Raw genomic sequence first — 24,988 nt, 5'->3', positions numbered from 1 at the left:
GAGAAGACGATTTTTTCGGGAATTACTCGCCGCGGACGAACGTGACCGGACACGGCGCGTTCAGCATGACTTCCTGTGCCGTGGAGCCGAAGACGGCCTTCCCCGTCGGCGAGCGCTTGCGGCCGCCGACGACGACGAGGTTCGCGTTCTCTTCCTCGGCGAGATCGACGATCTGCTGGCCGTGGTTGCCGACGGCACCGCGGACGCTGTAGTCGATGCCAGCGTCGTTGAAGCGATCTTCGAGTTCTCGTACGGTCGTGTGTCGGTCGGCGACCTCGTTCGGGTCGGCCTCGCTGGCGGAGGCGAACTCCAGTCGGTCGACGACGTTGTCGTACTCGTCGTCGGTGAACACGTGGGCGATGACGACGCTGGCCCCCGCGGGACCGGCGATGTCCGTGACGGCCGCGGCGAGTTCGTCGATGCGGTCCTTGTCGTTCGGTCCGACGGCGAGGAGAATCCTCTCTAGTGCCATAGCGGCCCTCCACAGGGCTCGAAAGTAAAGGCTTCGGTGACTACTACGCCCGTTGTAACGGAGCGGCGCACCGAACGAGCGTCGGAGCCGGCGTTATCCGGTGTTCTTCATGCCGGCCGCGACCCCCTGCACCGTCAGGCGGAGCGTCCGCTTCTCGGTCTCGGTGAGGTGTGACTGCGCCAGCAGGCGGACCTGCAGGAGGTTCAGCGGGTCCACGTACGGGTTCCGCCGTTCGAGGTTCTCCTCCAGCCAGTCGCGCGAGAGTAGACCCTCGCGGCCGCCGATCTCGAGGGCGAGATCGACCGTCTCGCGGTACTCCTCCTCGATGCGCGGGAAGATGCGCTCGCGCAGGTCGTCGTCGGCGAGGTCGGCGTACTGGCGGGCGATGTCCATGTCCGTGCGGGCGAGCGCCAGCGAGGCGTTGTCGAGCTTCGTCCGGAAGAACGGCCACTCCTCGTACATCTCCTTGAGCGTCTCGATGTCGCCGCCGTCGTCGAGATAGGCGTTCAGCCCGGTGGCGATCGAGTACCAGCCCGGGATGATACAGCGGGCCTGCGTCCACGAGAACACCCACGGGATGGCGCGCAGGTCGTCGACGCTGCGGTCCTCGCTGCGGGAGGCCGGCCGCGAGCCCATGTTGAGGTTCTCGATGACGGTGATGGGCGTCGCCTGTTCGAAGTACTCCACGAAGCCGTCCGTCTCCAGCAGGTCCTGATACTCCTCGCGGGCGGCGTCGGCGGCCGTCTCCATGGCCTCGGCCCACTCGTCGGGGATCTCCTCGACGGGTTCGTGCATCGAGTTGTGGCGGGAGCGAACCTGCGCGTTGAGCATCTGCTCTAAGTTGCGCTCGGCGATGTCGTGGTTGGCGTACTTCTCGGCGATGGCCTCGCCCTGCTCGGTGAATTTGATCTGGCCGGTCACCGTCTCGTTCGGCAGCGCGAGCATCGCGTCGTTCATCGGGCCGCCGCCGCGGGAGATAGAGCCGCCGCGGCCGTGGAACAGGCGCATCTCCACGTCGTAGTCGTCGGTGATGTTGGCGAGTCGCTTCTGGTTGTTGTACAGCGACCAGTTAGCGGCCAGGAAGCCGTTCTCCTTGTTGGAGTCCGAGTATCCCAGCATGATCTCCTGGATGCCCTCGCGGGCGTCGAGGGCCTTCGAGTAGGCCTCGTTGTCGAACAGCGTCCCCATGATGCGCCGGGCACCGGAGAGGGCGTACTCCGATTCCAGCAGCGGGACGATGTCCAGCCCGCAGTAGCCCGGCAGGTCGACGATGCCGACCTGATCGGCGAGGAAGAGGACTTCGAGCACGTGGCTCGGCTCCTCGCACCAGCTGATCGCGTAGGTGTCGATGGCGTCGACGCCGAACTCGTTCTGCCAGTCGGCGGTCTTCCGGAAGCGGCGGAAGACGCGGGTGGAGTCGTCCGAGAGCCCCTCGGTGTCCTCCATGTCGACGATGGGGTCGTCCTGCAAAACGGCCTCGGTGAGGAACTCGACGCGCTCGTCCTCGTCCATCCCGACGTAGTCGATGCCCTGTCGGTCGACGGCCTCGGCGATGGCGTCGGTGTGCATCTTCCGATGGTCCCGGAGGTCGAGACTGGCGAACGCGAAGCCGAAGGTGTCGACCTTCCGAATCAGCGGGTCGACGTGGGCTTCGGCGACGACTTCCGCCTCGTTCTCGCGCAGGCTCTCGGCGATGGTCCGGAGGTCCGTGAGTAGCTCTCCGGAGCCGTCGTAGCCGCCCTGTCGGACGTCGCTGACCCGGAGGACGGATTCGCGCATCAGCTTGAGCTTCTGGCGGTACGGCTCGTCGGGGTAGCGCTCCTCGGCCTCGCTCGCGGCGCCGGGGAGCCGGGTCTTGTGCTCGCTCAGGCGCTCGTCGAAGGCGGCGTCGGTCGTGATGTTCGAGGCGTCCTGGCTGAGCACGCCGGAGAGTTCCTTGAGCTTGTCGCGGTACAGCGGCAGGACGGTGTCGCGCTGGCGTTCGAGCGTCTCCTCAGTGACCTCCGGCGTGACGAAGGGGTTGCCGTCGCGGTCGGAGCCGGCCCACGAGCGGAACTCGTAGAGCTTGGGGACGTGGATGTCCTCGGCGTACTCCTCGTCCAGCGCGTCTTCGAGCTCGTCGTAGACCTCGTCGATGACCTCGAAGAGGACGTTCTCCAGGTACCACTGGACGTTGAGCGCCTCGTCGGTGACCTCGGGGCGGCGGTCGCGGACCTGGGGCGTCTGCCAGAGGCTCGTGACCTCGGCCGCGAGGTCGCGCTCGACGGTCTCTTCCTCGCGGTCGGTGAGACGGACCTCGTCGAGCGTTTCGAGGTCGTTCGCGACCGCGCGGAGCTTCGCCTTCACCGTCTTCCGCCGGGCCTCGGTCGGGTGTGCGGTGAACGTCGGCTGGATGAGCACGTCGTCGAGAACCTGTTCGACCTCCTCGGCGTCGGCGTCGCGGTCAGAGAGTCGCTTGACGGCGTCGAGGACGCTGTCCTCCAAGACGCCCTCCTGACTGCCCTCGCGGATCTCGCGGACGCGTTCGCGCTCCTCCGCGAGGTTGATGAGTTCGAAGTACGTCGTGAACGCTCGCGCGACGATGTCCTCCATCTCGGGGTTGAGGCGGTCGAGCGTCTGCCCCACGCTCTCTCGGTCGTCCGCGTCGCCGCGCCGGTACTCGATGGAGGACGTCCGAATGTCTTCGACGATCTCGAACGCTTCCGTCGACGACTGTGCCTCTACGATTTCACCGAGGAGTTCCCCTAACTCCCGCACGTCCTGACTTATCTCTCTGGCGTGCAAAGTCATACCAGTCTCTCCCGAGGGGAGGCCTAAAACACTATTGAAACGGCATAGCAGGACGCCGCTATAGTCCGTAGTAATTCGTGATAGAAGGGGCGTGGAGGCGGAAATCGACGGCGGTTCGTGACACCATACCTAGCTGTCGAAGCGATTCGCACGGACCGTTTTGATACCGTCGTGGGAAGAATAATTTATCATTATGGAGATACCAACTTCGGTAGCGTGGACAGCCCATGATAGACATCGCCATGGACATGGAGCAGTACGACTGTCCGTTCATCGACACGACGGCGGACCATGGTGTCGCGTTCGCGGCGGTCCACTGGGACTTCGACACCGCCAAACGAGAACTGGAGACGCGGATGGTCGTCGAGGCCGACGACCGAGAGGTACTCGACCACGGGCTCTCGACGCTGCGAGACCACCCGAACATGAACGACGTCTCCCTGCTGCGCCGGCAGGACGCCGCCGCCCACATCCGGACGGTCATGGTCGAGACGACGGCGATGGAGACGATCCGGGACAACGGGGGGTACATCACCGGCCCGTTCCATATCGAGGCGGGCAGCGAAGTGTGGCACGTCGGCTTCGACCGGGGCCGGGACGCCGACGACACGCTCTCGGAACTCGACCGCGACAACGAGTTCGACGTCATCGAGCGCTCGCCGGCCAGCCTGCCGCAGCTGCAGGACGTGGCACGCAACGCGGGCGCGGCGATGACGCTCATCGAGGGGTGTCGCGACCTCTCGGAGACCGAACGCGAGACGCTCGAAGAGGCCGTCTCCTCCGGGTACTTCCAGAGCCCCCGCGACGCGACGCTCGGGACGCTGGCGGAGGAGTTCGGCGTCTCGAAACCCGCCGTCTCGAAGAACCTCCGCCGAGGCGAGCGCAAGATGATCGAGCGCGTCGTCGACGCGCTCGAAGATATCGACTCCTGACGCTCGCTCGCCGGCGTTAACATGTGAACGCGACACACTATGGTAATCGTTCGTGTACTTACATCTGTATGCGAGACCACATCACACGGCGGCGCGTACTCGGTGCGCTCGGTGTCGGAATCACCGGCCTCAGTGGCTGTGTAAACGAAGACGGCGGCGACGGTGGCGACGGCGGCGACGGTGGTGACGGCAGCGGCGGAACTTCAGACATGACAAGCGACGGCACTTCGACGGGCGGGTCGGACAGCGCACAATCGATCAGCATCGGCGTGCTCCAGCCGCTCTCGGGGGACCTCTCGTACTACGGGAAGCAGTCGCTGTGGGGGTTCCTCTCGGGGCTGTCGTACAAGGCAGACCGGAGCCCGCCGGAGCAGTCCAGCACGGGCGAACTCTCGATGACCGTCGGCGACGTGGAGTACACGCTCTACATCCGCGACACGGAATTCGCCGCGGACACCGCACAGACGGCCGCGACGAACCTCGTCAGCAACCAGGACGTCGACATGCTCTTCGGCTGTTCCTCCTCGGGCGCGGCCGGGCGGGTCATCGGCAACGTCGTCAGTCAGGCCGGCGTCCCGATGATGGTCGGCCCGGCGGCGTCGGCGGGCATCACGGCCAACAGCGAGACGTGTTCGGACCTCGTCTACCGCGCCAGCGAGACCACCGCGATGGACGCCCGCTCCGGCGGGAAGTACGTCGCCAACGAGACCGACGTCTCGAAGGTGTACCTCTTCGGCGCGGACTACTCCTTCGGGCGCGCGGTGGTGAACAACTACAAGGCCGTCCTCCAGCAGGAGGGCGTCGAGATCCTCGACACCCGCTTCGTCGAGCGGGGGTACGAGGAGTGGAGCGGGCTGCTCGACAACGCAGAGGAGGCCGGCGCGGAGGGCGTCGTCGGCGGCTTCACCGTCGCCACCCTCCCGCTGATGTTCAACGCCTTCCTCTCGGGGGACTACTCCTTCCGCGTCTTCGGCGGGTTCGCCACGCGCATCACCAACAGCGTCGTCGGCGGGACCCTCCAGAACGTCCTCGGCGAACCGCTGACCAAGGAGAAGATCCGGAACGCGCGGCTCGGTCCGTTCACGACGCGGTACCACTGGAACCAGTACGACAACGAGGTCAACTCCACGTTCGTCGATCGTTACACCAGCACCTACGGCGTCGTCCCGGACCTGTTCACCTCGGGGACGTTCACGGGCGCGTCGGCCATCCATCAGGCCGTCACCGAGGGCGGTTCGACGGCGGGCGCGGACGTCGCCGACGCGCTGAAGGGGATGACCGTCACGGACACGCCGAAGGGCGAGGGCGGGTACACCTTCCAGGAGTACAACAACCAGGCCCGCTCCGCGATGACCGTCGCCGACCCGATCCCGACCACCGACGAGTGGGCGGAGAACTGGGGCGCGGCCATCATGCCCAGCGAGCCGCTGGCCCGGATCGAGGAGAGCGAGACCACGATTCCGAAAGACAGCGACCAGATGGGTTGCTCGCTGTAACATGCTCAGAACGCGGGGCCTGACCAAGGACTTCGGCGGGCTGACGGCCGTCGACAGCGTCGACTTCGAACTGGGGACCGAACTCTGCTCGCTCATCGGTCCCAACGGGGCCGGGAAGACGACGTTCTTCAACCTCCTGACCGGGGTGTTAGAACCGACAGACGGGACTGTCTCGCTGCGCCACGGCGACGACTGGGAGGACATCACCGACGCCTCGCCCCACGAGACGGCCCAGCGGGGCGTCCACCGCTCGTATCAGGTGACGAACGTCTTCCCCGAGCGCACGGTCCTGGAGAACGTCCGCGTGGCCGAGCAGGCCGCCGGCGACGACTCGCTGACCGTCTGGCGCAACGTCGACCACTTCGAGGGGTACACCGAGCGGGCGTACGCGAAGCTCGAGCGGGTCGGACTGGCCGACAGAGCCGAGGACCCGGCGAGCACGCTCAGCCACGGGGCCAAGCGGAAGCTCGAAGTCGCCATCGCGCTGGCCGGCGACCCGTCGGTGCTCCTGCTTGACGAACCGAACGCGGGCGTCTCCTCCGAGAGCGTCGACGAGGTGCGCGACCTCATCCGAGACGTCGCCGACGACCACGCGGTCCTCCTGGTCGAACACAACATGGACATCGTGATGGACGTCTCCGACCGCGTCGTCGTCCTCCATCAGGGCGCGGTCATCGCCGACGGCCCGCCCGAGGACGTGCGGGCGAACCCGGACGTGCAGTCGGCGTATCTGGGCGGCTACGAACCCGGCACGCTGGACGAGGCGACCGGCGACGCGACGGACGACGAATCGACCGACTCGGGAGGCGTCGCGTGACCCTCCTCGAACTCGACGGCGTCCACGCCTACTATGGCGACAGTCACATCCTCGAGGGCGTGGACCTCTCCGTCTCGGCGGGCGAAGTCGTCGCGCTCGTGGGCCGCAACGGCGTCGGCAAGACGACGACGCTGCGCTCCATCCTCCAGTTGACGCCGCCGCGGGAGGGCGATATTCGGTTCCGCGGCGATTCGCTCGTGGGCCTCGAAACCCACGAGGTCGCCCGCCGCGGCCTCGGGTGGATCCCCGAGGACCGGCGCATCTTCTCGCAGTTGACCGTCGAGGAGAACCTGCGGGCGGCCATCCCCGACGCCGACGGCGTTCGGGAGGGGCTGGGACTGGCCTTCGAGTCGTTCCCCATCCTCGAAGAGCGACGCAAGCAGGAGGCCGGCACCCTCTCGGGCGGCCAACAGCAGATGCTCGCCATCGCCCGCGGCCTCGTCGGCGAGAACGACCTGTTGCTCGTGGACGAGCCGAGCGAGGGGCTGGCCCCGCAGATCGTCGCCGACGTGGGCGAGGCGCTCGCCCGCGCCGCCGAGGACACCACCGTCTTGCTGGTCGAACAGAACCTCCCGCTGGCGTTAGACCTCGCCGACCGGTTCTACATCGTGGACAACGGCCGGGTCGTCGACGACGGCGACACCGACGCGGTGTCGGCCGACGACGAGCGCTTCAGGAGGTATCTATCGGCGTGATACTCGAAGCGCTCGCGGACTTCCTCACGCTCTCGGAGCTGGGAAGCGTCTTCGTCGAAGGGCTGGCGAAGTCGGCGCTGTACGTCATGATAGCCAGCGGGCTGACGCTCATCTTCGGGCTGATGGGCGTGCTGAACTTCGCGCACGGGTCGCTGACGATGGTCGGCGCATATCTGGGCGGGCTCGTCATGGTCCTGACCGTCACGCAGGCGACCGGGACAGTCGGTCGCCTCGCGCTGTTCTTCGTCGCCATCGTCGCCGTCTTCGGCGCGCTCACGCTGCTGGGCGGAGCCATCGAGACGCAGGTCATCCGACCGCTGTACGACAGGCCGCCCATCTACCAGATCCTGCTGACGTTCGGGCTGACGCTCGTCATCGACGAGATCGTCCGCATCGTGCTGGGCATCTACGGGATGCAGCCGCTGTCGGACTGGAACGCGGCGCTGGCGACGAAGCCCCAGTTCCTGCGCCAGCCGGCCGCGCTCGGCCCCATCGACGTGCGGTGGCTGGCCGTCTTCGAGATACTGCTCGGCCTGCTCACCGTCGCGCTCATCTGGGGCTTCCTCACGCGGACGCGCTACGGCCTCTACATCCGGGCCGGGAGCGAGGACGCCGAGATGGCCTCGGCGCTCGGCATCGACGTGCGGCGCGTGTTCACCGTCGTCTTCGCCCTCGGGGTCGGCCTCGCGGGCGCGGCGGGGACGCTCCTGATGTGGGACGTCTCGTGGGGCGCGAGCGTCCCGCTGGCGGCCGAGACGCTGCTGCCGGCGTTCATCGTCGTCATCGTCGGCGGCCTGGGGACGTTCCGGGGCACCGTCGCCGCCTCGCTCGTCGTCGGGATGACCGACTCGGTGATGACGTGGTGGTTCCAGAACTACGTCACCTTCACCGGCCTGCCGGAACTGGTCCTGTTCCTCGTGCTGGTCGTGACGCTCATCGTCCGGCCGCAGGGCCTCTTCGGCGTCGAGGGGGTGGGCGGCCATTAGCACCGACACCGAGACCCAGTCCGCCGCCGCGACTGGGACCGACTGGCCGGTAGACTACCTCCGAGCGCACGTCCCGCATCTGGCGGTCGTCCTCGCGCTGCTGGTCTATCCCTCCATCTATCACTTCCTCGTCAACTCCGCGGTGAGCTACGAGGCCACGATGCTGCTGCCCACCGTCGAGACGATGACCTCGGTGCTGTACTTCGGCCTGTTCGCCATGTCCTTCGACTTCATCAGCGGCTACACGGGCTACCTCTCGTTCGGCCACGCCGCGTTCTACGGCACCGGCGCGTACACGGTCATCCTAATCGCCAACGGCGCAGTCCCCCTGTTCGGGTCGGGGACGCCGTTCATGGCGTCGCTGCTCGTCGCGGGCCTGCTCGCCGTGGTACTGGCCGTCCTCGTCGGCCTCGTCTCCTTCCGCCTCTCGGGCGTCTACTTCGCCATGATAACGCTCGGGTTCGCGCAGGTGGTGTACGTCTTCGTCCGCGGGTGGGACTACGTGGCGACGAACCCGCGTGACGGCCCCTCCGTCGGGTCAGCCCACTCCGCCGGGTTCGAGATCGGCGTTCCGGGCGTCGACCAGCTGAACCTCGCGATCGGCATCCTCACCGGCGACGAGGTGTCGCTGCTGGGCCAGACGCTCGGCAGCACCGCCGTCTCCTACTACATGGTCGGCCTGGTGGTGCTGGTCTGTTACTTCGCCATGCAGCGCATCCTCCACTCGCCGTTCGGACAGGTGATGCTCGCCATCCGCGAGAACGAGGAGCGCGCCGTCGCCATCGGCTACGACACCTACCGGTACAAACTGGCGGCGTTCGCCATCAGCGGCTTCTTCGCCGGCGTCGCCGGCGGCCTGTTCGCGGGCTTCCGCCGCTCGGCGAGTCCGGAGAACGCCTTCTACTTCCTGACGACCGGCGACGCCCTGCTGGCGAGCATCATCGGCGGCTTCGGCACCCTCGCCGGGCCGCTGTTCGGCCGCCTGTTCGACGAGACGATCCGGGAGTTCCTCTCGACCTCGGGGCAGGGCGGCGGTCTCCTCCCGTACCTCCGCGCGCTCCTGGGCGAGGAGACGCTCGGGACGCCCGTCGTCGGCGACATGACCTTCGGCGGGCTCATCGACACGCTGCTGAACGGCCACGCCGCCCTCTACGTCGGCCTCGTCTTCGTCCTGTTCGTCCTCTACGTGCCCGACGGCCTGCTGGGGACGATCCGCCAGCGGGCCGGCGGCAAGCTCGCGGTGGTCTCGGCCAACGCGTTCGGCGATCCGAGCCCCGACCCCCCGTCCGACGACGCCGGAGGTGACGAGCAGTGACCGTCCACGTCACCGGGCTGGGCACCTACCTCCCCGACGTGGTGCTCACCGGCGCGGACATCGCCGAACGGACCGGCATCCCCGAGGAGGTGGTCGTCGAGAAGATGGGCGTCGAGCGGAAGCACGTCTGCCCGCCCGACGAGGACCACCCCGCGGAGATGTGCGTCGCCGCCGCCGAGGACGCCCTCGCTGACGCTGCCCTCCGCCCCGACGAACTCGACGCCGTCCGCTACCACGGCAGCGAGTTCAAGGACTACGTCGTCTGGAACGCCGCCGCGGCCGTCGCCGACACCCTCGGCGCGGACGGCGCGTCGGCCACCGAGAGCTACGCGCTCTGTGCCGGCCTCCCCGTCGCACTGCGGGAGGCGAAGGCCCTCCTCGAAACGGACGCGGGCCTCGATAGAATCCTCCTCGTCGCCGCCAGCCGCGAGGAGGACCTCGTGGACTACGACGACCCCGACACCTCCTTCATGTTCAACTTCGGGAGCGGCGCGACGGCGCTGGTCTTAGAGGCCGACGCGCCCGACCGCGCTGTGGCCCGCGTCCGCGCGAGCGCCTCCCTGACCGACGGCAGTTTCAGCGAGGACGTGATCATGCCCGCGGGCGGCACCCGTCGGCCGCCGAGCCACGACACGGTGGCCAACGGCGAGCACACCCTTCGCGTCCCCGACCACAAACGGATGAAGCGCCGGCTCGGCGAGGTCAGCCTGCCGAACTTCCGGGAGGTGGCCGACGACGCGCTCTCTCGCTCCGGCTACGACCGCGAGAGCGTGGACTTCGCCGCCATCACCCACATGAAGCGGTCGTTCCACGAGATCCTCTGCGAGGACTTCGGCCTCGGTGCCGACGACCAGTTCTACCTCGACGAGTACGGCCACGTCCAGAGCTGCGACCAGGGGCTCGCGCTCGACGCGGTCAGAGAGGAGTTAGCGCCCGACGACGTGGTTCTCTGTCTTGCGGCCGGGACCGGCTACACGTGGGCCGCGTCGGTACTGGAGTGGGGGACGGCGTAGCCGCACCGGTCAGTTCACCCGGACGTTCACATGGTAACGCCCCCCTTGAAGGGCGTTCCGAGAGTAGGGTAGTCCATGCCAGACGCACGCAACGACGGCGTCCGCCTCGCCTACGAACGCGAGGGACCCGCCGACGCCGAGACGGTCGTCTTCGTCGAGGGATTGGGCTACGGCCGCTGGATGTGGCGGTGGCAGCGCCGCGCCGTCGCCGACGACTACGACACGATTCTGTGGGACAACCGCGGGACCGGCGAATCGAGCGAGCCCGAGGGCCCCTACACCATCGAACAGATGGCCGGCGACCTCGCGGCGGTCCTAGACGACGCGGGCGTGGAGTCGGCCCACGTCGTCGGCGCGAGCATGGGCGGGATGATCGCCATGCAGTTCGCGCTCGACGACGATCGAGTAGCGTCGCTGACGCTCATGTGTACCTCTCCCGGCGGTCCCGAGGAGGTGCCGACCCCAGAGACGACAGTCCAGCGGATGTACGGCGACCCGGGCGACATGGACGAGCGGGAGGCGATCCGCTACAAGATGGCCCCGGCGCTGACCGACGAGTTCGCCGAGGAGAACGAGGACCTCCTCGAACGGATCGTCGACTGGCGGCTCGACAGCGACGCCAGCGACCAGGCCCGCCAGTGGCAGGGGGCTGCCGTCGAGGGTTTCGACGTGCACGACCGCCTCGACGAGATTCGGGTGCCGGCGCTCGTCCTCCACGGCACCGCCGACCGCGTCGTCCCGATACAGAACGGAGAGCGGCTCGCCGGCGACCTGCCCGACGCGGAGTTCGTCTCCCTCGACGGCGCGCCCCATCTCCTCTTCGTCGAGCGCCGCGACGAGGTGAACCGGCTGCTCACGGAGTTCTTAGAGGATGTCTGAGTTCGCCGCGGGACCGCAGGCGTGGGTCGGCGCGTGGAGCGAGAAGCGGGCCTCGCTGACGCCCGACCGGGAGGGCCTCGTGGACGCGACGACCGGCGACCGATTCACCTACGCCGAGTTGGACCGGCGGGCGAACCGGACGGCGCGACTGCTGCGCGAGCACGGCGTCGCCGACGGCGGACGCGTCGCCGTCGTCTCGCGCAACCGCCCGGCCGTCGTGGACTGTTTCTTCGCCACGGGCAAGACCGGCGGCGTCCTCGCGCCACTCTCCCACCGCCTCGCGCCGCCGGAACTGAGCGAACTGCTCGAACGCGTCGACCCCGGCTTGCTCGTGGTCGAGACGCCCTTCCTCGCCGACGTGCGGGAAGCGCTGGACGAGACGGACGACCTCGATACGACGCTGCTGGCCGTCGAGGCGGCTGGTTCGAGCGAAGAGAGGGGAGAAATATCGACCTACGCCGACGCGCTCCCCGAGGACGCCTCGCCCGTCGAGACGGCGGCGCTCTCGCCCGAGGACCCGCATCTCCTGCTGCACACCGGCGGGTCGACGGGGACGCCGAAGGAGACGGTCGTCACCCATCACGGGATCGTCTGGAACTCCGTGAACACCATCACGGCGTGGGGGCTGCGCGACGACGACGTGACGCCGATGGTGTTCCCGATGTTCCACACCGGCGGCTGGAACGTCCTCACGGTCCCGCTCTGGCACATGGGCGGGACCGTCGTCGTCGCCCGCGAGTTCGACCCCGGCGACCTCCTGCGCGTCATCGAGGACGAAGGCGGGTCGGTCCTGGTCGCAGTCCCCGCCGTGTTGCGGATGATGACCGACCACGACGAGTGGGAGACCACGGACCTCTCGACGCTTCGCTTCGCCAAGTCCGGCGGCGGCCCCTGTCGCCAGTCCGTGATGGAGGCGTGGTGGGACCGCGACGTGGAGCTCTCACAGGGGTACGGCCTCACCGAGTGCGGCCCGAACAACTTCGCCATGCCGGAGGGGTGGCCCCGCGAGCGAGCCGACGCCGTCGGCGTCCCGGCGATGCACGTCGATGCGCGAGTCGTGGAGGGAGGAGAGGAAGTCCAACAGGGCGCGGTCGGCGAACTCGAACTCCGCTCGCCCCACGCCGCCGCCGGCTACCTCGACAACCCCGAGGAGACCGAGGCCACCTTCGGCGGCGGGTGGGTCGCCACCGGCGACCTCGCGCGCGTGGACGAGGACGGCTACTTCCACATCGAGGGCCGCAAGAAGCACATGTTCGTCAGCGGCGGGGAGAACGTCTACCCCGCGGAAGTCGAGGACGCCATCGCCGGCCACGACGCCGTCTCGGAGGTCGTGGTCGTTCCGGTCCCCGACGAGCGGTGGGGACAGGTCGGAAAGGCCGTCGTCGAACTCGCTCCCGGCGCGGAGTCGCTCTCGCTCGACGACCTCCGGGCGTTCCTCGACGGCCGACTCGCCCGGTTCAAACACCCACAACATCTCGCGTTCGTCGAGTCGATGCCGACCAGCGGTCCGGACAAGATAGACCGCGAGGCCGTCACCGAGCGGTTCGGGGAGTAGCGCATCGGTCGGACTGCGTTCTACGTCATCCCGCTCCCGGCCGCGAACAGCACGCTCGTCCAGCCGAACGTCAGCACCCCGGCCAGCAGTACCGACCACGACGCGGCCCTGACCGGCGCGGCGAGCAGGTAGCCGACCGGGCGGGTAGTCCGGGGCAGTTCAGCGGCGGTCGCAAAGAGCGTCTCCGTGTCGGCGTCGCTCGGAAACGACGTGAACCCGAAGGCGACGCCGAGCCACAGGCAGAGCCAGCCCAGCGGTCCGATGACGGCGCTCGCCGCGGCGAAACAGGCGAGCGCGAACAGGGAGTTCGCGACGAACGGGGCGACGGCGATGGCGAAGTCCGGGCCGAACGCCGACACCGACTCGTGTTCCAGCACGGCGTCGTCGGCCGTCGGTCGCATCGCCGGTAGCCCGAGCACGGCGACGCCGGTCAGTTTACAGGCGGCGTAGTGGGCGTACTCGTGGGTGACGATCCCCGGGCCGACGGCGATAGTGACCAGCAGGTTGGAGAGCGAGTTCAGGGCGGCGATCGACACGCGTCGACGTTGGGTGGGCTGAGACATGTGGCTATCGGAGCTCCGCGAGCGCCGGCGCTACTCGACCGGTTCGACGCCGGTCACCTCGAAGCGCGCGCCGCCCGCGTCGCTCTCTTCGATGGCGATCTCCCAGCCGTGGGCCGCGACGATGCGCTGGACGATCGCGAGGCCGAACCCGGTCCCGCCCGAGGCGTTCGAATAGCCGCTCTCGAAGACCCGTTCGCGCTCCGCCGGGGGGATGCCGTCGCCGTCGTCCTCGACGTAGAACCCCCGTCCGCCGTCGAGGACGCCGACCGTTACGGTGACGGGTCGGTCACTGTGTTCGACCGAGTTCCTGAACAGGTTCTCGACGAGCTGTTTGAACCGGCTCTCGCTGGCCCGGATACTGCCCCCGCGTTCGACGCGGAGCGACGCCTCGCCGGTCGCCACGTTTCGCCAGCACGCCTCGGCTATCGTCTCGACCTCGACCGCGTCGAGCTCGTCTACGTCCCCGCCCTGTCGGGCGAGCGCGAGGACGTCGTCAATGAGCTGCTCCATGCGTGAGAGTGCCTGCCGGCTCCGTTCGAAGTGTTCGGGATCGCCCGTCTCCTCAGCCAGTTCCAGCGAGCCTTCGAGGACGCTGAGCGGGTTCCGCAGGTCGTGACTCACGACGTTCGCGAACTCCGCCAGCCGCTCGTTCTGCCTCGTCAGTTCGCGCTCCCGTTCGCGCAGGAGCGACTCGCGGTCCACCCGCTGAAGCGCCGCCGTGAACGTCGAGGCCAGGATGTCGGCGAGCGTGTGATCCGTCTCGTCGAACGCGTTCGGCTCCGCGGCCGAGACGACGAACACGCCGTGGTCTGCGATCGGACAGATAATCACGCTGCCGGCCGGGGTGTTCCCGGCCAACCGCTCGTGTTCGGCGCAGTCGTCCACGTAGTACGGCGTCCCCCGATCGAAGGCCTCCCAGACGACCGAATCGACCGGGTCGTCGCTGTCGCGTTCGTACGCGTGGGACGACTCGAACGTCGAGCCGTGGCCGTCGGTCTGCGCGACTAACGTCAGCCGTCGCCCGTCTTCACTCGACTCGTGAAACCCGCTGAGTTCCGCGCCGAGCACGTCGTCCGCGACGTCGACGGCGACGGCCGCCGTCTCCTCGACTGATTGGGTCGTCATCAGCGCCTGCGTCCGACGCTGTAGCTGTTCGAGGCGCTTTCGGTGGGCCTCTCGCTCGCTGATATCTCGAACGACGCAGATGATCGCACCGTCGTCGAGCTGGGTCAGCGAGATCTCCTGCATGAACGTCTCACCGCTCCGCCGTCTGCCGGTCGCCTTCCCGATCCACTCCCCGTCGGCGGCCAGTATCGGCATGACCTCGCGCTCGAAGCGTTCGGCCTCCGCTCTCCCGTAACACATTCGCCAGTTTTCGCCGTAGAACGCCTCGGGCGAGTCGTAGCCGTACACGTCGGCGTGGGCCTGGTTGACGAAGGTGTACCCCTCGTCCTCGTCTAAGATCGCCATCCCGTCCGTCGCCGACTCGATGGCGGTCGACCGCGCCTCCAACTGCTGTTGGCGCTCTCGCTGGTCGGAGACGTCGTGGCTGGTGACGAGAAAACGGTCGTCGCCCTCGTCACGGAGACGGCGCAGGTGGACTTCGACGGGGAACGTCGAGCCGTCGCACCGTCGAAACTCGCTCTGCAGTTCGTGGCGCTCTCCGGGGGCCAGACTGGACCAGAGTTCGCGGGCCTCCTCGGGGGTGATCTGGTCGTCGATCTCCCAGATCTTAGTGCCGACTAGTTCGCCGACCGAGTACCCGAGCTTCTCACAGAGCATCGGATTCGCGTCGACGATAGTGCCGTCCCCGTCGTGGAGATTTATCATGTCCGGCGAGTTCTCGAAGAGCCCTTCGAGGCGTACCGTCGTCCGTTCGAGGTCGGTCCGGACCCGTTGGGCGTGTAGCGCGTGGGCGATGTCGTCGCCGAGTTCGGTGAGCAGTTGCGCTTCGGTCTCGTCGAAGGCGCGCGGTCGATCGGCGTAGACGACGAGGACGCCGTGGCGCTCCGAATCGTAGGTCAGCGGAATCCCGGCGACCGAACGGAAGCCGTACTCCAGGGCGGCCTCGCGCCACGGCGTGAACTCGGAGTCCGATTTCACGTCCTGCGTGGCGGCGAATCGCTGTTCGCGGAGCGCGGTCCCGGCCGGGCCCAGCCCGGTATCGGTCTCGTCGGCCGTGACCGTGATATCGTCGAGATACCCCCCGCCGCCGGCCCAACTGCTGGGCTCGATACGGTCCGTCTCGTCGTCGAGACGGCCGATCCACGCGAACTGGTACGGGTCGGCGCGACTGATGAGTTCGCAGATCCGCGCCTCGATGTCCGCACAGGATCCGGCACGCACCAACACCCGGTTGGCCTCTCGAACGACGGTACTGATGCGCTCCTCTTCGGCGGCATGCCGGGCCGAGCGATACGTCTCGACGGCGTTCCGGACGCGGTTGGCCAGCAGCGCGTACTGTTCGGTGCCGCTCTGTTTCTGCAGGTAATCGGTCGCTCCCCGGCGGATCGCTTCGCTCGCGACCTCTTCGGACCCCTTCCCGGTGAACAGGACGAACGGTAACTCCGGATGCTCCTCGCGGACGGCGTCGAGCAGCTCCAGTCCGTTCGTCTCCGGCATCTCGAAATCTGAGACGATGCAGTCTACCGGTTCCGCGTCCAGCGCCGCCAGTCCTTCACCTGCGGACCTCGCGGTTCGGACGCGGAGACGGTCGTCCTCCCGTTCGAGGAACTCGGCCGCTAACTCCACGAACGCCGGGTCGTCGTCGACCTGGAGGACGCTGATCGTCTCGCTCATGCACGTTCATTCTCTGGAGCCAACAAGAATCTGCCGTCGCGTTACAACGCGTGATAATCGCGTGTCGCCTCGACCCACCGAACGAGGCCTGACGGGGCTGTATCCGACAATCCGGAAAAAGCCCGAATTCGGCCGGTTACGCTCCATCGAACACCGCCGGGCGAAACTCGGCGGGTTCGACGAGTCGTTTCACTACGCTTCGTCGAAGAGGGTGTCGCCGTCGACCATGTGCTCCTCGACGGCGTCCATGTCGAGCGTGAGGCCCAGGCCCGGCTCTTCGGGGATCTCGATGTAGCCGTCCTCGATGACCGTCTCCTCGACGAGGTCGTCCCACCAGCCGAGTTCGTAGGAGTGGTACTCGACGGCCAGGGAGTTGGGGACGGCCGCGCCGACGTGGGCGCTCGCCATCGTGGCGACCGGCGAGGAGACGTTGTGCATCGCCACCGGGACGTAGTACTGGTTTGCCACGTCCGCGACCTTCCGCGTCTCGCGCATGCCGCCGACCTTCGGCATGTCGGGCGCGATGATGTCGACCGCCTGGTTCTCGATGAGGCGGCGCTCCTCGGTCACGCGGTAGCGGTTCTCGCCGACCGTGATGGGCGTGTTCGTGGACTTCGTGACCTCCTCCTGCACTTCGAGGTTCTCCGGGGGAACCGGGTCTTCGAGCCACCAGACGTCGTAGTCCTCGATGGCGTCGGCCAGCCGCTTGCCGGAGCCGCCGGAGAACGTCCAGTGGCAGTCGAAGGCCACGTCGGCCTCGTCTTTGACCTCCTCGGTGACCTTCTCGACGATCTCGGCCTTGTGGCGGATCTCGCCCGGACGGAGGTGACGGTTCGCGCGGTCCTTCTCCAGCCCCGAGGGAACGTCGAGGTCGAACTTCAGGGCATCATAACCCAGTTCGTCGACGACGCGGCGGGCCTCCTCGGCGCAGGCGTCGGCGTCGGCCTCCTCCTCGGTGTGACAGTCGCAGTAGACGCGCATCTCGTCGCGGTACTTCCCACCCAGCAGCTGGTACGCCGGCACTTCGAGGATCTTGCCGGCGAGGTCGTGCAGCGCGACCTCGATGCCCGCGATCGCGGTGACGGTGACGCCCTCGACGCTGCCCTCGCCGGACATCTTCTGGACGAGGTGCTCGTAGAGGCGGTCGATGTCGAGCGGGTTCTCGCCCACCACGAACGGCTTCATGCGCTCGATGAGTTCCGGGACGCCGGCTCCCCAGTAGGCCTCCCCAGTGCCCACGACGCCGGCGTCGGTGTAGATGCGGACGAGCGTCCACGGGAAGTTCCCGTCGACCATCGTCGTCTGGACGTCGGTGATCTCGACGTCGCGGCCGCCGCCGCGCTTCGCGGTGACGCCCATCGTCTCCGAGGAGAGCTCTCGCATCGTGTACTCGGCGTTGGGGTCGTGCAAGTCAGCGTAGTCTACGTCGTTCGCCAGTCCCATGGATGGGGCTTCCTACGCCCGTTACAAAAGTGTAGAGGAAATCGTCTCGATTAGGCCCGCGTGTCGAACGCCGCCACGACGTCGTCCGCGACTGCCTCGACGTCCCACGTCGAGACGAACGTCGACATCGCCGTCTTCAGTTCGATGAGCTGTGCGGGACGGACGCCCAGTCCGTGCGTGATCGAGAGCGGTTGCGCCTGCGAGCGCTGGAACGCCGTCTGCTGGTCCTGTAAGAACGGCGTGAACGCGTTCGTATCGACGTCCGTACGGGGCGGTATCGACCCCTTCCGCTGGTTGAATCGCTTCTGCCCGTCGGCGGAGCCGACGTAGCCGAGGAACGTCGAGACGGCCTCGGGATTGTCCGTCTCCGCGGCGGAGACGACGGAGTCCATGTTCATCGCGTACAGGCCGTCGGTCCCGGGGAACGGGACGTGGTCCCAGTCGTCTCGATAGCCGAATCCGTCGGCGTCGGCGTACTCGCCGGCCGCCCAGTCGCCCTGGTGGAAGAACACCGATTCGCCCCGCGTGAACCGCGCGTTCGCGTCGGTCAGCGACGTGTACAGCCTGTCCTCGGGCGCCGCCTCGCCGTACCGTTTGACGATGTCCAGCGCGTCGGCGATCGCCCGGCGGTGTGCGGACGCGGACTCGTCGGTGACGCCGACGTACGTATCGAGCCCGTGCTCGCCGAGCAACACCGTCTCCCACATCTGCAGGACCGTCCACGGGTTCTTCATCGGGAACAGCATTCCGAGGCGTTCCGTCTCTTCGCCGATTCGATCGATTTCCTCCGCGAGCGCACGCGGACTGTCGAGACTGGCCGGGTCCACGCCGACGGCCTCCGCCTGCGAGACGTTGTAAAAGAGGTTGTTGATGCGGTGGATGTTGATCGGCACGGCGCGGTAGGTCCCCTCGAAGCGCGCGGCCTCCTTCGGCCCCTCGAGGTAGTTGCGCTCCATCGTCCCTGATTCCCAGACCGCCGAGACGTCGCCCAGGACGCCGGCGTCGTCGTAGGGCTTGAGGTTCTTGCCGGGCCACTCGATCCACACGTCCGGCGGGTTCTCCTTGAGGATGCGGCTCTTGACTTCCAGACTGAGGTTCTCGTCGGTGACGTCGCCGAGAGACACGTCGGGATGTCGCCGTTCGAATCCGTCGAGGAGCGCGTCGAGGGCCGCACCGCCGTCGCCACCGACCAGCCGATGCAGCAACTCGACACCGCTTCCCGCCCCACCGCGGGCCGACGAAGAGCGTGACATACCGGTACCCTCTCCACCGCGCCGTTAAGAAACTACCCCGCCCGTTCTCAGACATGATTCTCCGGGCACGATGATTTATATAACCCATCTCGAAATGGAATCGTATGAACGAGGCAGTGAGTGAACGGATGTCAGGGGCGGTACTGGGGCAGTTCCTCCATGCCCTGTATCAGGTGGGTGTCGTCGGCTTCGCTCCGTCGGGATTGGTACCGGTTCTCTCGGGGACGGGGCTCGTCGCCGCGGCGGCGGGTGCTCTCTACTCCGTGCGGCGACTCCGTGAGACGCTGGCGGAAGGGGAGACCGAGCGTGCGGCGCTCGAAACGGAGACTGACCGGCTGACCGACGAACTCGAATCGGCCCGAGCGACGCGGGACGCGCTCGTCGCGGACGCCGCATTCGCGCGAACCGAACTCGCCGAGCGGCCCGTAGCCGCTCCGTCGCGGCCGGAGCGACCGACGGCGACGACGGACGGCGGCGTCGTGGCGGCAGACGACCTCTCGTCGGACGAACTCTCGGAGTACCTCGCCGAGTACCGTGCGACGGTCGACGCGGCGGGCGAAGGCGACCTCCGACAGCGGATGAGCGAGGAGACGCCGTCGGCCTCGCTCAACGAACTCGCCGCGGAGTTCAACGAGATGGCGACCGCGTTCGAACAGACTATCGAGACGGCGAGCGAGTTCTCCGACGACGTCGCCGGGTCCTCGGAGCAGGTGACCGCGGCGACCCAGGCCGTCAAGGAGGCCTCCGAGAGCGTCGCCGGGACCGTCCAGGGAATCGCCGACGTCTTCCACGAACAGCACCGGCAGATCTCGACCATCAGCAGCGAGATGTCCGAGATGTCCGCGACCATCGAGGAGATCGCGGCCTCCTCGAACGAGGTCACGGAGATGGCCGACAAGACCGAGCGCCGGACGGTCGAGGGGATCGAGGCCGGACAGGAGGCACACGAGACGATGGCGACGACGGTCGAGCGGACCGACGACGTGGTCGAGACGGTCCGGGCGCTGAACGACCGGATGGAGGAGGTCGGCCAGATCGTCGACCTCATCGACAACATCGCCGAACAGACCAACATCCTCGCGCTGAACGCCTCTATCGAGGCCGCCCACGCCTCCTCGGGCGCGGAGAACAACGGCTTCGGCGTCGTCGCCGACGAGGTGAAGACCCTCGCCGAGGAGACCAAGGGCGCTACCGACCAGATCGAGGACCTCATCGAGGACATCCAGGACCAGACTGACGACGCCGTCGAGGAGATAACGGAGATGCAGGACTCTGTCGAGGACGGGCAGGTGGCGGTCGACGAGGGCCTCGAAGCGCTCGAATCGATCATGGAACACGTTCAGCGGACCAGCTCCGGCGTCAAGGAGATCAGCAACGCTACCGACGACCAGGCGGCCAGTAGCGAAGAGGTCGCCTCCATCGCCGACGACGTGGCCGAGACGTCCCGCGAGAACGTCGAGGAGGCCGAACACGTCGCCGCCATCGCCGAGGAGCAGAACCTCGCGCTGGGCGAGATGTACGTCAACGCGCGGATGCTGACCATGCGCGCGAAGCAGCTCACGACGCTGTTCGAGCGATACGAGACCGACGACTGAGCGGAGTCCGGTCGTTCTCGACATCTTCTTTCCCATTCCCCCATCTAATTAGTCTCACAGGAATGCTTAATTATGTCCGAGTGGTTACGGGTATTGGAGGTAGTGGGGTACACACATGGATTTCGAATTCACACAGCAACCGGCGTATACGCTCGTCAAGGTAACACTCGAAAGCGGAGAGTCGATACAGGCCGAACCGGAAGCGATGGTCTCGATGTCGGACGACGTCGCCATCGCCACGTCGAAGAGCAACGACGGCATCCTCAGTTCGGCGAAGTCGATGCTGGGCGGCGAGTCGCTCGTCGCCAACACGTTCACCGCGGAGGGCGGGCGGGGAGAAGTGACGCTCGCGCCGCCGACGCCCGGCGACGTCCACCATCACGAGATGGACGACGGCACGCTGTACGCCGTCGACGGGTCCTATCTGGCGTCCTCGCCCGAGGTGAAGATCGAATCCGAGTTCGGCGGCCTGAAGTCGATGCTGTCGGGCGTCGGCGTCACGCCGCTGGCGCTGAGAGGGAGCGGGCACGTCTTCGTCGAGGCGTTCGGCGGGCTGGAGACCGTCGAATTAGCCGAGGGCGAACGCTACACGATCGACAACGACCACGTCGTCGCGTGGGAGGGGACCACCGACTTCGACGCCCGTCGCATCGGCGGCCTGAAGTCGACGCTCCTGAGCGGCGAGGGCGTCGTGATGGACTTCACCGGCCCGGGGAAGGTGTGGTATCAGACCCGCGGGATGGACGCCTTCACCTCGGCCATCGCCGCCGACATCGCCTCCGGCGGCCGGGACGACAACGACGACGGCGTCGGCGTCGAAGACCTCTTCTGAGCGGTGACGGCGACTATCGCCTCCCCGCGGTGCGATGTCGTCCGGTTCTGGACCCATTCGACCGCGGGCGGTATTCGGCAAGGATTTATTACCTTCATTTCCGCAGTGTCTCCCATGCAAGTCGGTGTCCTGACTGTGCCGCTCGGCGACCAGTCCCTCGAAGACGCGCTCTCGTATCTGGACGATATCGGCGTCGACGCCGTCGAACTCGGCTGCGGCGGGTTCACGGGCGACGATCACCTCCCACGCGAGGAGTACCTCGACGACGACGACGCGCGAGCCGAACTCCGAGACTCGCTCGACGAACACGACATGGAGGTGAGCGCGCTGGCGACGCACAACAACCCGCTCCACCCCGACGACGACCGAGCGAGCGAGGCCGACACGGAACTGCGGGAGGCCATCGAACTGGCCGACCAGCTCGGCGTCGACGCGGTCACGACCTTCTCGGGGCTGCCCGCCGGCGGCCCGAACGACGAGGTGCCCAACTGGATCACCGCACCGTGGCCGACCGAGCACGCCGACGCCCACGACTACCAGTGGGAGGTGGCCACGGAGTACTGGTCGGAGATCGCCGACTACGCCGCCGACCACGGCGTCGACGTCGCCATCGAGATGCACCCGAACATGCTCGTCTACGAACCGCACGGCATGCTGAAACTCCGCGAGGCGACCAACGAGCGCATCGGCGCGAACTTCGATCCCTCGCATCTGTACTGGCAGGGTATCGACGTGACCGCCGCCATTCGACTGCTCGGCGAGGAGGACGCCATCCATCACTTCCACGCCAAGGACACGAAGGTCTACGAGGAGAACGCCCGCGAGAAGGGCGTCCTCGACACGACCGGCTACACCGAGGAGGCCGACCGCTCGTGGCTGTTCCGCTCCATCGGCTACGGCCACGGCGAGGCTCACTGGAAGGACGTCGTCTCGACCCTGCGGATGGTGGGCTACGACGGCACGCTCTCCATCGAACACGAGGACTCGCTGACCAGCGGCCGCGAGGGACTGGAGAAGGCCGTCGACGTGCTCGACCGCGCGGTCTTCGAGACGACGCCGGGCGACGCGTACTGGGCGGAGTAGCGCGCGGAGAGACAGCACCTGCAGACATCAATGACTGACGAACCACTCGACATCGGCGTACTGCCACCTTTTTCGGCCTCGGGTGCGCAGCGCGCACCGCTCGGCCCAAAAACGTGGGCGAAAAAGGCTGCTCGCTCACTCCGTTCGCTCGCAGTCCAAAATCGGAAATGAACGCATGACGACAGAACCACTCGACATCGGCGTACTGGGGTATCGCTTCATGGGCAAGGCGCACGCGAACGCGTTCGCGCGGCTGCCCATGTTCTTCGACGACGCGCCCGAGCTCAACCGCGAGGTCGTCGTCGGCCGCGACGAGGAGGCGCTCGCCGAGGCGGCCGACAGCCTCGGCTTCGCGCGGACGGCGACCGACTGGCGGGACGTGATCGACGAGGTCGACGTCTTCTACAACCTCGGGCCGAACCACGTTCACGCCGAACCGTCCATCGCCGCGCTGGAGGCCGGGACCCCCGTGTTCTGCGAGAAGCCGCTGGCTCCGACGCTCGACGACGCCGAGCGGATGGCCGACGCCGCGGCCGGAACGGATGTACCGGCGGGCATCGCCTTCAACTACCGGTTCATCCCGGCTATCCAGTACGCGAAGCGACTGTTAGAGAGCGGCGAACTCGGCGAGATCCGACACTTCCGCGGGCGGTATCTGCAGGACTGGCTGACCGACCCCGAGGCCCCGTGGTCGTGGCGCAACGACGAGGAGATGGCCGGCAGCGGCGCGCTCGGCGACCTCGGCGCGCACACCGTCGACCTCGCGCGGTTCCTCGTCGGCGACATCGAGGAGCTGAGCGGCCACCTGCGCACGTTCGTGGACGAGCGGCCGCTGGAGGACGAAAACGAAACGCGACCGGTCACGGTGGACGACGCCTACTCCGCGCAGGTCGCCTTCGAGAACGGCGTGATGGGGACCTTAGAGGCCACGCGGATGGCCAACGGCAACAAGAACAACCACACCATCGAAATAGAGGGGACGAAGGGGAGCCTGCGGTTCTCGCTCGAACGGCTGAACGAGCTCGAACTGCTGCGAGAGGACGGCCGGGGGTACGAGACGATCCTGATGACCGACCCCGAGGACCCGTATCTCGACCACTGGTGGCCGCCGGGCCACGTCATCGGCTGGGAGCACACGTTCGTCCACGAGAACTACGAGTTCCTCTCGGCGGTGGCCGACGGCGGCGCGTACGAGCCCGGTTTCGCCGACGGGCTGGCCGTCCAGCGCGTGCTCGACGCCGTCGAGCGCAGCGACGACGGCCGCGAGTGGGTCGGCGTCGAGTAGCCCCCCGTCGCCCCGGAACGCCGCGACCGACGGCGAGTCGTGTCGCCAGCCGATTGGTTTTTCACTCGTCTCCTCGCTTGAGCCGGTATGTCACTGACTAGCCGTCTCGATGCGTATCTAGCTGAGAACGACCTGCGAGCGGTGTGGTTCGCGGGGCCGAACGGGTTCGCGTGGCTGACCGGCGGCGGCGACAGCGTCGTCGATCGAGAGGGCACGATGGGAGTCGCCGCGGCGGGCTACGACGGCGAGGGCGTGACCGTCGTGACGAACAACATCGAGGCGAGTCGGCTCCGGGACGAGGAGCTCAACGAGGGGGTCACGATCGAGACGTTCGAGTGGTACGAGACGTCGCTGGCCGAGGCGGTCGCGTCGGTGAGTCCGACGCCGGCCGCGGCCGACTTCGACGTGGCCGACTTCGCGTCGGTCGACGCGAGCGAACTCCGCCAGCCGCTGACCGACCGCCAGATCGAGCGGTACCGCGACCTGAGCGCCGACGCCGCCGCGGCGATAGAGTCCGTGGCGCGGGGAGCGAGTCCCGACGACACCGAACGAGCCGTCGCCGCCGACCTGCGTCACGAGTTATTCGCTCGCGGCGTCGAGTCGCCGGTGGCGTTGGTCGGGAGCGCCGCGCGCGCCCAGCGGTATCGCCACTACACACCGAAGGACGAACCGCTGGGCGAGTACGCGCTGCTGTCGGTGACTGCCCAGCGCGACGGCTTGCACACCAGCTGTACGCGGACGGTGGCGTTCGACCCGCCCGAGTGGCTCGGAGAGCGGACGCGGAAGGCGATGCGCGTCGAGACGACGGCGCTCGCTGCGACCCGAGCCGTCGCCGAAGACGGCGGCACGGCCGCCGACGTGTTCGAAGCGATTCGGGACGCCTACGACGCCGTCGGGTGGGACGGCGAGTGGCGAAACCACCACCAGGGCGGCGCGGCCGGGTTCGCCGGCCGCGAGTGGGTCGCGACGCCGGACGGGGACGCGCCCGTGACGGTGCCACAGGGATACGCCTACAACCCGACGATAGCGGGGTCGAAGAGCGAGGACACCCATCTCGTCACGAGCGGGGGTGTCGAACTGCTCTCAGAGACGGGCGAGTGGCCGACTCGCGACGTCTCGGCCGTCGGCTACGACCTCGAACTCTCTCGCCACGGCGTGCTCTCTCGCTGAGCCGGTCATTGGTAC

The 24,988-nt window shown here is 67.5% G+C and carries 20 protein-coding genes; 14 read left to right on the top strand and 6 right to left on the bottom strand.

The genetic code is table 11. From position 1 onward, the window contains the following. Window positions 1-22: 22 nt before the first annotated feature. Window positions 23-472, bottom strand: a complete 450-nt coding sequence (locus GO488_RS02285) for a universal stress protein (RefSeq protein ID WP_162316185.1) — start codon at window positions 470-472, stop codon at window positions 23-25. A gap of 93 nt (window positions 473-565) precedes the next feature. Then, window positions 566-3,262 (bottom strand): phosphoenolpyruvate carboxylase, encoded by a 2,697-nt coding sequence (ppc, locus tag GO488_RS02280; protein ID WP_162316184.1) that lies wholly within the window; start codon window positions 3,260-3,262, stop codon window positions 566-568. Between the two features lie 227 nt (window positions 3,263-3,489). On the opposite strand from ppc, the gene GO488_RS02275 reads away from it, so the two are divergent. The 9 genes from GO488_RS02275 (at window position 3,490) to GO488_RS02235 (ending at window position 12,950) form a co-directional block, all read left to right on the top strand. Next, window positions 3,490-4,194, top strand: a complete 705-nt coding sequence (locus GO488_RS02275; protein ID WP_162316183.1) for a helix-turn-helix domain-containing protein — start codon at window positions 3,490-3,492, stop codon at window positions 4,192-4,194. A gap of 68 nt (window positions 4,195-4,262) precedes the next feature. Continuing rightward, window positions 4,263-5,690, top strand: coding sequence for an ABC transporter substrate-binding protein (locus GO488_RS02270; protein ID WP_162316182.1), 1,428 nt, complete (start codon window positions 4,263-4,265; stop codon window positions 5,688-5,690). A 1-nt stretch (window position 5,691) separates the two neighbouring features. Then, a complete protein-coding gene (locus tag GO488_RS02265; protein ID WP_162316181.1) occupies window positions 5,692-6,507 on the top strand; it encodes an ABC transporter ATP-binding protein in 816 nt (271 codons plus the stop codon). Continuing rightward, a complete protein-coding gene (locus GO488_RS02260) occupies window positions 6,504-7,202 on the top strand; it encodes an ABC transporter ATP-binding protein (RefSeq protein WP_162316180.1) in 699 nt (232 codons plus the stop codon). Before GO488_RS02265 ends, GO488_RS02260 begins: the two co-directional genes overlap by 4 nt. After that, window positions 7,199-8,188 carry a branched-chain amino acid ABC transporter permease gene (locus GO488_RS02255; RefSeq protein ID WP_162316179.1) on the top strand — a complete coding sequence of 330 codons (990 nt, stop codon included), beginning with the start codon at window positions 7,199-7,201 and terminating at the stop codon, window positions 8,186-8,188. Before GO488_RS02260 ends, GO488_RS02255 begins: the two co-directional genes overlap by 4 nt. 115 nt (window positions 8,189-8,303) lie before the next feature. Further along, entirely contained in the window at window positions 8,304-9,503 is a 1,200-nt protein-coding gene (locus GO488_RS02250) for a branched-chain amino acid ABC transporter permease (protein WP_162317515.1), read from the top strand. Then, window positions 9,500-10,516 carry a 3-oxoacyl-ACP synthase gene (locus GO488_RS02245; protein WP_162316178.1) on the top strand — a complete coding sequence of 339 codons (1,017 nt, stop codon included), beginning with the start codon at window positions 9,500-9,502 and terminating at the stop codon, window positions 10,514-10,516. Before GO488_RS02250 ends, GO488_RS02245 begins: the two co-directional genes overlap by 4 nt. A gap of 75 nt (window positions 10,517-10,591) precedes the next feature. Continuing rightward, window positions 10,592-11,395: an alpha/beta fold hydrolase gene (locus tag GO488_RS02240; protein WP_162316177.1), complete on the top strand. Its 804-nt coding sequence runs from the start codon at window positions 10,592-10,594 to the stop codon at window positions 11,393-11,395. After that, complete coding sequence (locus tag GO488_RS02235) at window positions 11,388-12,950, top strand: AMP-binding protein (protein ID WP_162316176.1); 1,563 nt, start codon at window positions 11,388-11,390, stop codon at window positions 12,948-12,950. The genes GO488_RS02240 and GO488_RS02235 overlap by 8 nt, the downstream gene beginning before the upstream one ends. A 20-nt stretch (window positions 12,951-12,970) precedes the next feature. Here GO488_RS02235 and GO488_RS02230 read toward each other — a convergent pair whose 3' ends face one another. From GO488_RS02230 to GO488_RS02215, 4 genes are all read right to left on the bottom strand, one after another. Next, on the bottom strand, window positions 12,971-13,486 hold the full coding sequence (locus tag GO488_RS02230; protein WP_162316175.1) for a hypothetical protein: 516 nt from the start codon (window positions 13,484-13,486) through the stop codon (window positions 12,971-12,973). Between the two features lie 57 nt (window positions 13,487-13,543). Continuing rightward, on the bottom strand, window positions 13,544-16,312 hold the full coding sequence (locus GO488_RS02225; RefSeq protein ID WP_162316174.1) for a GAF domain-containing protein: 2,769 nt from the start codon (window positions 16,310-16,312) through the stop codon (window positions 13,544-13,546). A gap of 192 nt (window positions 16,313-16,504) precedes the next feature. Further along, the gene (locus GO488_RS02220; RefSeq protein WP_162316173.1) at window positions 16,505-17,755 is read right to left on the bottom strand and encodes a mandelate racemase/muconate lactonizing enzyme family protein; all 1,251 of its coding nucleotides are present in this window, start codon (window positions 17,753-17,755) and stop codon (window positions 16,505-16,507) included. 50 nt (window positions 17,756-17,805) lie between these two features. Continuing rightward, the gene (locus tag GO488_RS02215; RefSeq protein WP_162316172.1) at window positions 17,806-19,008 is read right to left on the bottom strand and encodes an ABC transporter substrate-binding protein; all 1,203 of its coding nucleotides are present in this window, start codon (window positions 19,006-19,008) and stop codon (window positions 17,806-17,808) included. 104 nt (window positions 19,009-19,112) lie between these two features. Here GO488_RS02215 and GO488_RS02210 point away from each other — a divergent pair, with 104 nt between their 5' ends. The 5 genes from GO488_RS02210 to GO488_RS02190 all read left to right on the top strand — a co-directional run bounded on the left by GO488_RS02210 (window position 19,113) and on the right by GO488_RS02190 (window position 24,973). After that, the gene (locus GO488_RS02210; RefSeq protein ID WP_241692876.1) at window positions 19,113-20,603 is read left to right on the top strand and encodes a methyl-accepting chemotaxis protein; all 1,491 of its coding nucleotides are present in this window, start codon (window positions 19,113-19,115) and stop codon (window positions 20,601-20,603) included. Between the two features lie 115 nt (window positions 20,604-20,718). Next, window positions 20,719-21,435 carry a TIGR00266 family protein gene (locus GO488_RS02205; RefSeq protein ID WP_162316171.1) on the top strand — a complete coding sequence of 239 codons (717 nt, stop codon included), beginning with the start codon at window positions 20,719-20,721 and terminating at the stop codon, window positions 21,433-21,435. Window positions 21,436-21,549: 114 nt separating this feature from the next. Beyond that, on the top strand, window positions 21,550-22,518 hold the full coding sequence (locus GO488_RS02200; RefSeq protein ID WP_162316170.1) for a sugar phosphate isomerase/epimerase family protein: 969 nt from the start codon (window positions 21,550-21,552) through the stop codon (window positions 22,516-22,518). Between the two features lie 175 nt (window positions 22,519-22,693). Next, the gene (locus GO488_RS02195) at window positions 22,694-23,803 is read left to right on the top strand and encodes a Gfo/Idh/MocA family protein (RefSeq protein WP_162316169.1); all 1,110 of its coding nucleotides are present in this window, start codon (window positions 22,694-22,696) and stop codon (window positions 23,801-23,803) included. Window positions 23,804-23,890: 87 nt separating this feature from the next. Beyond that, entirely contained in the window at window positions 23,891-24,973 is a 1,083-nt protein-coding gene (locus GO488_RS02190) for a M24 family metallopeptidase (RefSeq protein ID WP_162316168.1), read from the top strand. Window positions 24,974-24,988: the final 15 nt, after the last annotated feature.

The sequence above is a fragment of the Haloarcula limicola genome (genome assembly GCF_010119205.1).
In the GTDB taxonomy this organism is placed as follows: domain Archaea; phylum Halobacteriota; class Halobacteria; order Halobacteriales; family Haloarculaceae; genus Haloarcula; species Haloarcula limicola.
The sequence above is the reverse complement of the archived record's forward strand: the minus strand, read 5'-3'. Positions and strand labels throughout refer to the sequence as shown.

What these genes read in the sequence shown, in the direction of transcription:
- GO488_RS02285 (WP_162316185.1), bottom strand. Translation starts at nt 472, where the DNA reads ATGGCACTAGAGAGGATTCTCCTCGCCGTCGGACCGAACGACAAGGAC.
- ppc (WP_162316184.1), bottom strand. Translation starts at nt 3,262, where the DNA reads ATGACTTTGCACGCCAGAGAGATAAGTCAGGACGTGCGGGAGTTAGGG.
- GO488_RS02275 (WP_162316183.1), top strand. Translation starts at nt 3,490, where the DNA reads ATGATAGACATCGCCATGGACATGGAGCAGTACGACTGTCCGTTCATC.
- GO488_RS02270 (WP_162316182.1), top strand. Translation starts at nt 4,263, where the DNA reads ATGCGAGACCACATCACACGGCGGCGCGTACTCGGTGCGCTCGGTGTC.
- GO488_RS02265 (WP_162316181.1), top strand. Translation starts at nt 5,692, where the DNA reads ATGCTCAGAACGCGGGGCCTGACCAAGGACTTCGGCGGGCTGACGGCC.
- GO488_RS02240 (WP_162316177.1), top strand. Translation starts at nt 10,592, where the DNA reads ATGCCAGACGCACGCAACGACGGCGTCCGCCTCGCCTACGAACGCGAG.
- GO488_RS02235 (WP_162316176.1), top strand. Translation starts at nt 11,388, where the DNA reads ATGTCTGAGTTCGCCGCGGGACCGCAGGCGTGGGTCGGCGCGTGGAGC.
- GO488_RS02225 (WP_162316174.1), bottom strand. Translation starts at nt 16,312, where the DNA reads ATGAGCGAGACGATCAGCGTCCTCCAGGTCGACGACGACCCGGCGTTC.
- GO488_RS02220 (WP_162316173.1), bottom strand. Translation starts at nt 17,755, where the DNA reads ATGGGACTGGCGAACGACGTAGACTACGCTGACTTGCACGACCCCAAC.
- GO488_RS02215 (WP_162316172.1), bottom strand. Translation starts at nt 19,008, where the DNA reads ATGTCACGCTCTTCGTCGGCCCGCGGTGGGGCGGGAAGCGGTGTCGAG.
- GO488_RS02210 (WP_241692876.1), top strand. Translation starts at nt 19,113, where the DNA reads ATGAACGAGGCAGTGAGTGAACGGATGTCAGGGGCGGTACTGGGGCAG.
- GO488_RS02205 (WP_162316171.1), top strand. Translation starts at nt 20,719, where the DNA reads ATGGATTTCGAATTCACACAGCAACCGGCGTATACGCTCGTCAAGGTA.
- GO488_RS02200 (WP_162316170.1), top strand. Translation starts at nt 21,550, where the DNA reads ATGCAAGTCGGTGTCCTGACTGTGCCGCTCGGCGACCAGTCCCTCGAA.
- GO488_RS02195 (WP_162316169.1), top strand. Translation starts at nt 22,694, where the DNA reads ATGACGACAGAACCACTCGACATCGGCGTACTGGGGTATCGCTTCATG.
- GO488_RS02190 (WP_162316168.1), top strand. Translation starts at nt 23,891, where the DNA reads ATGTCACTGACTAGCCGTCTCGATGCGTATCTAGCTGAGAACGACCTG.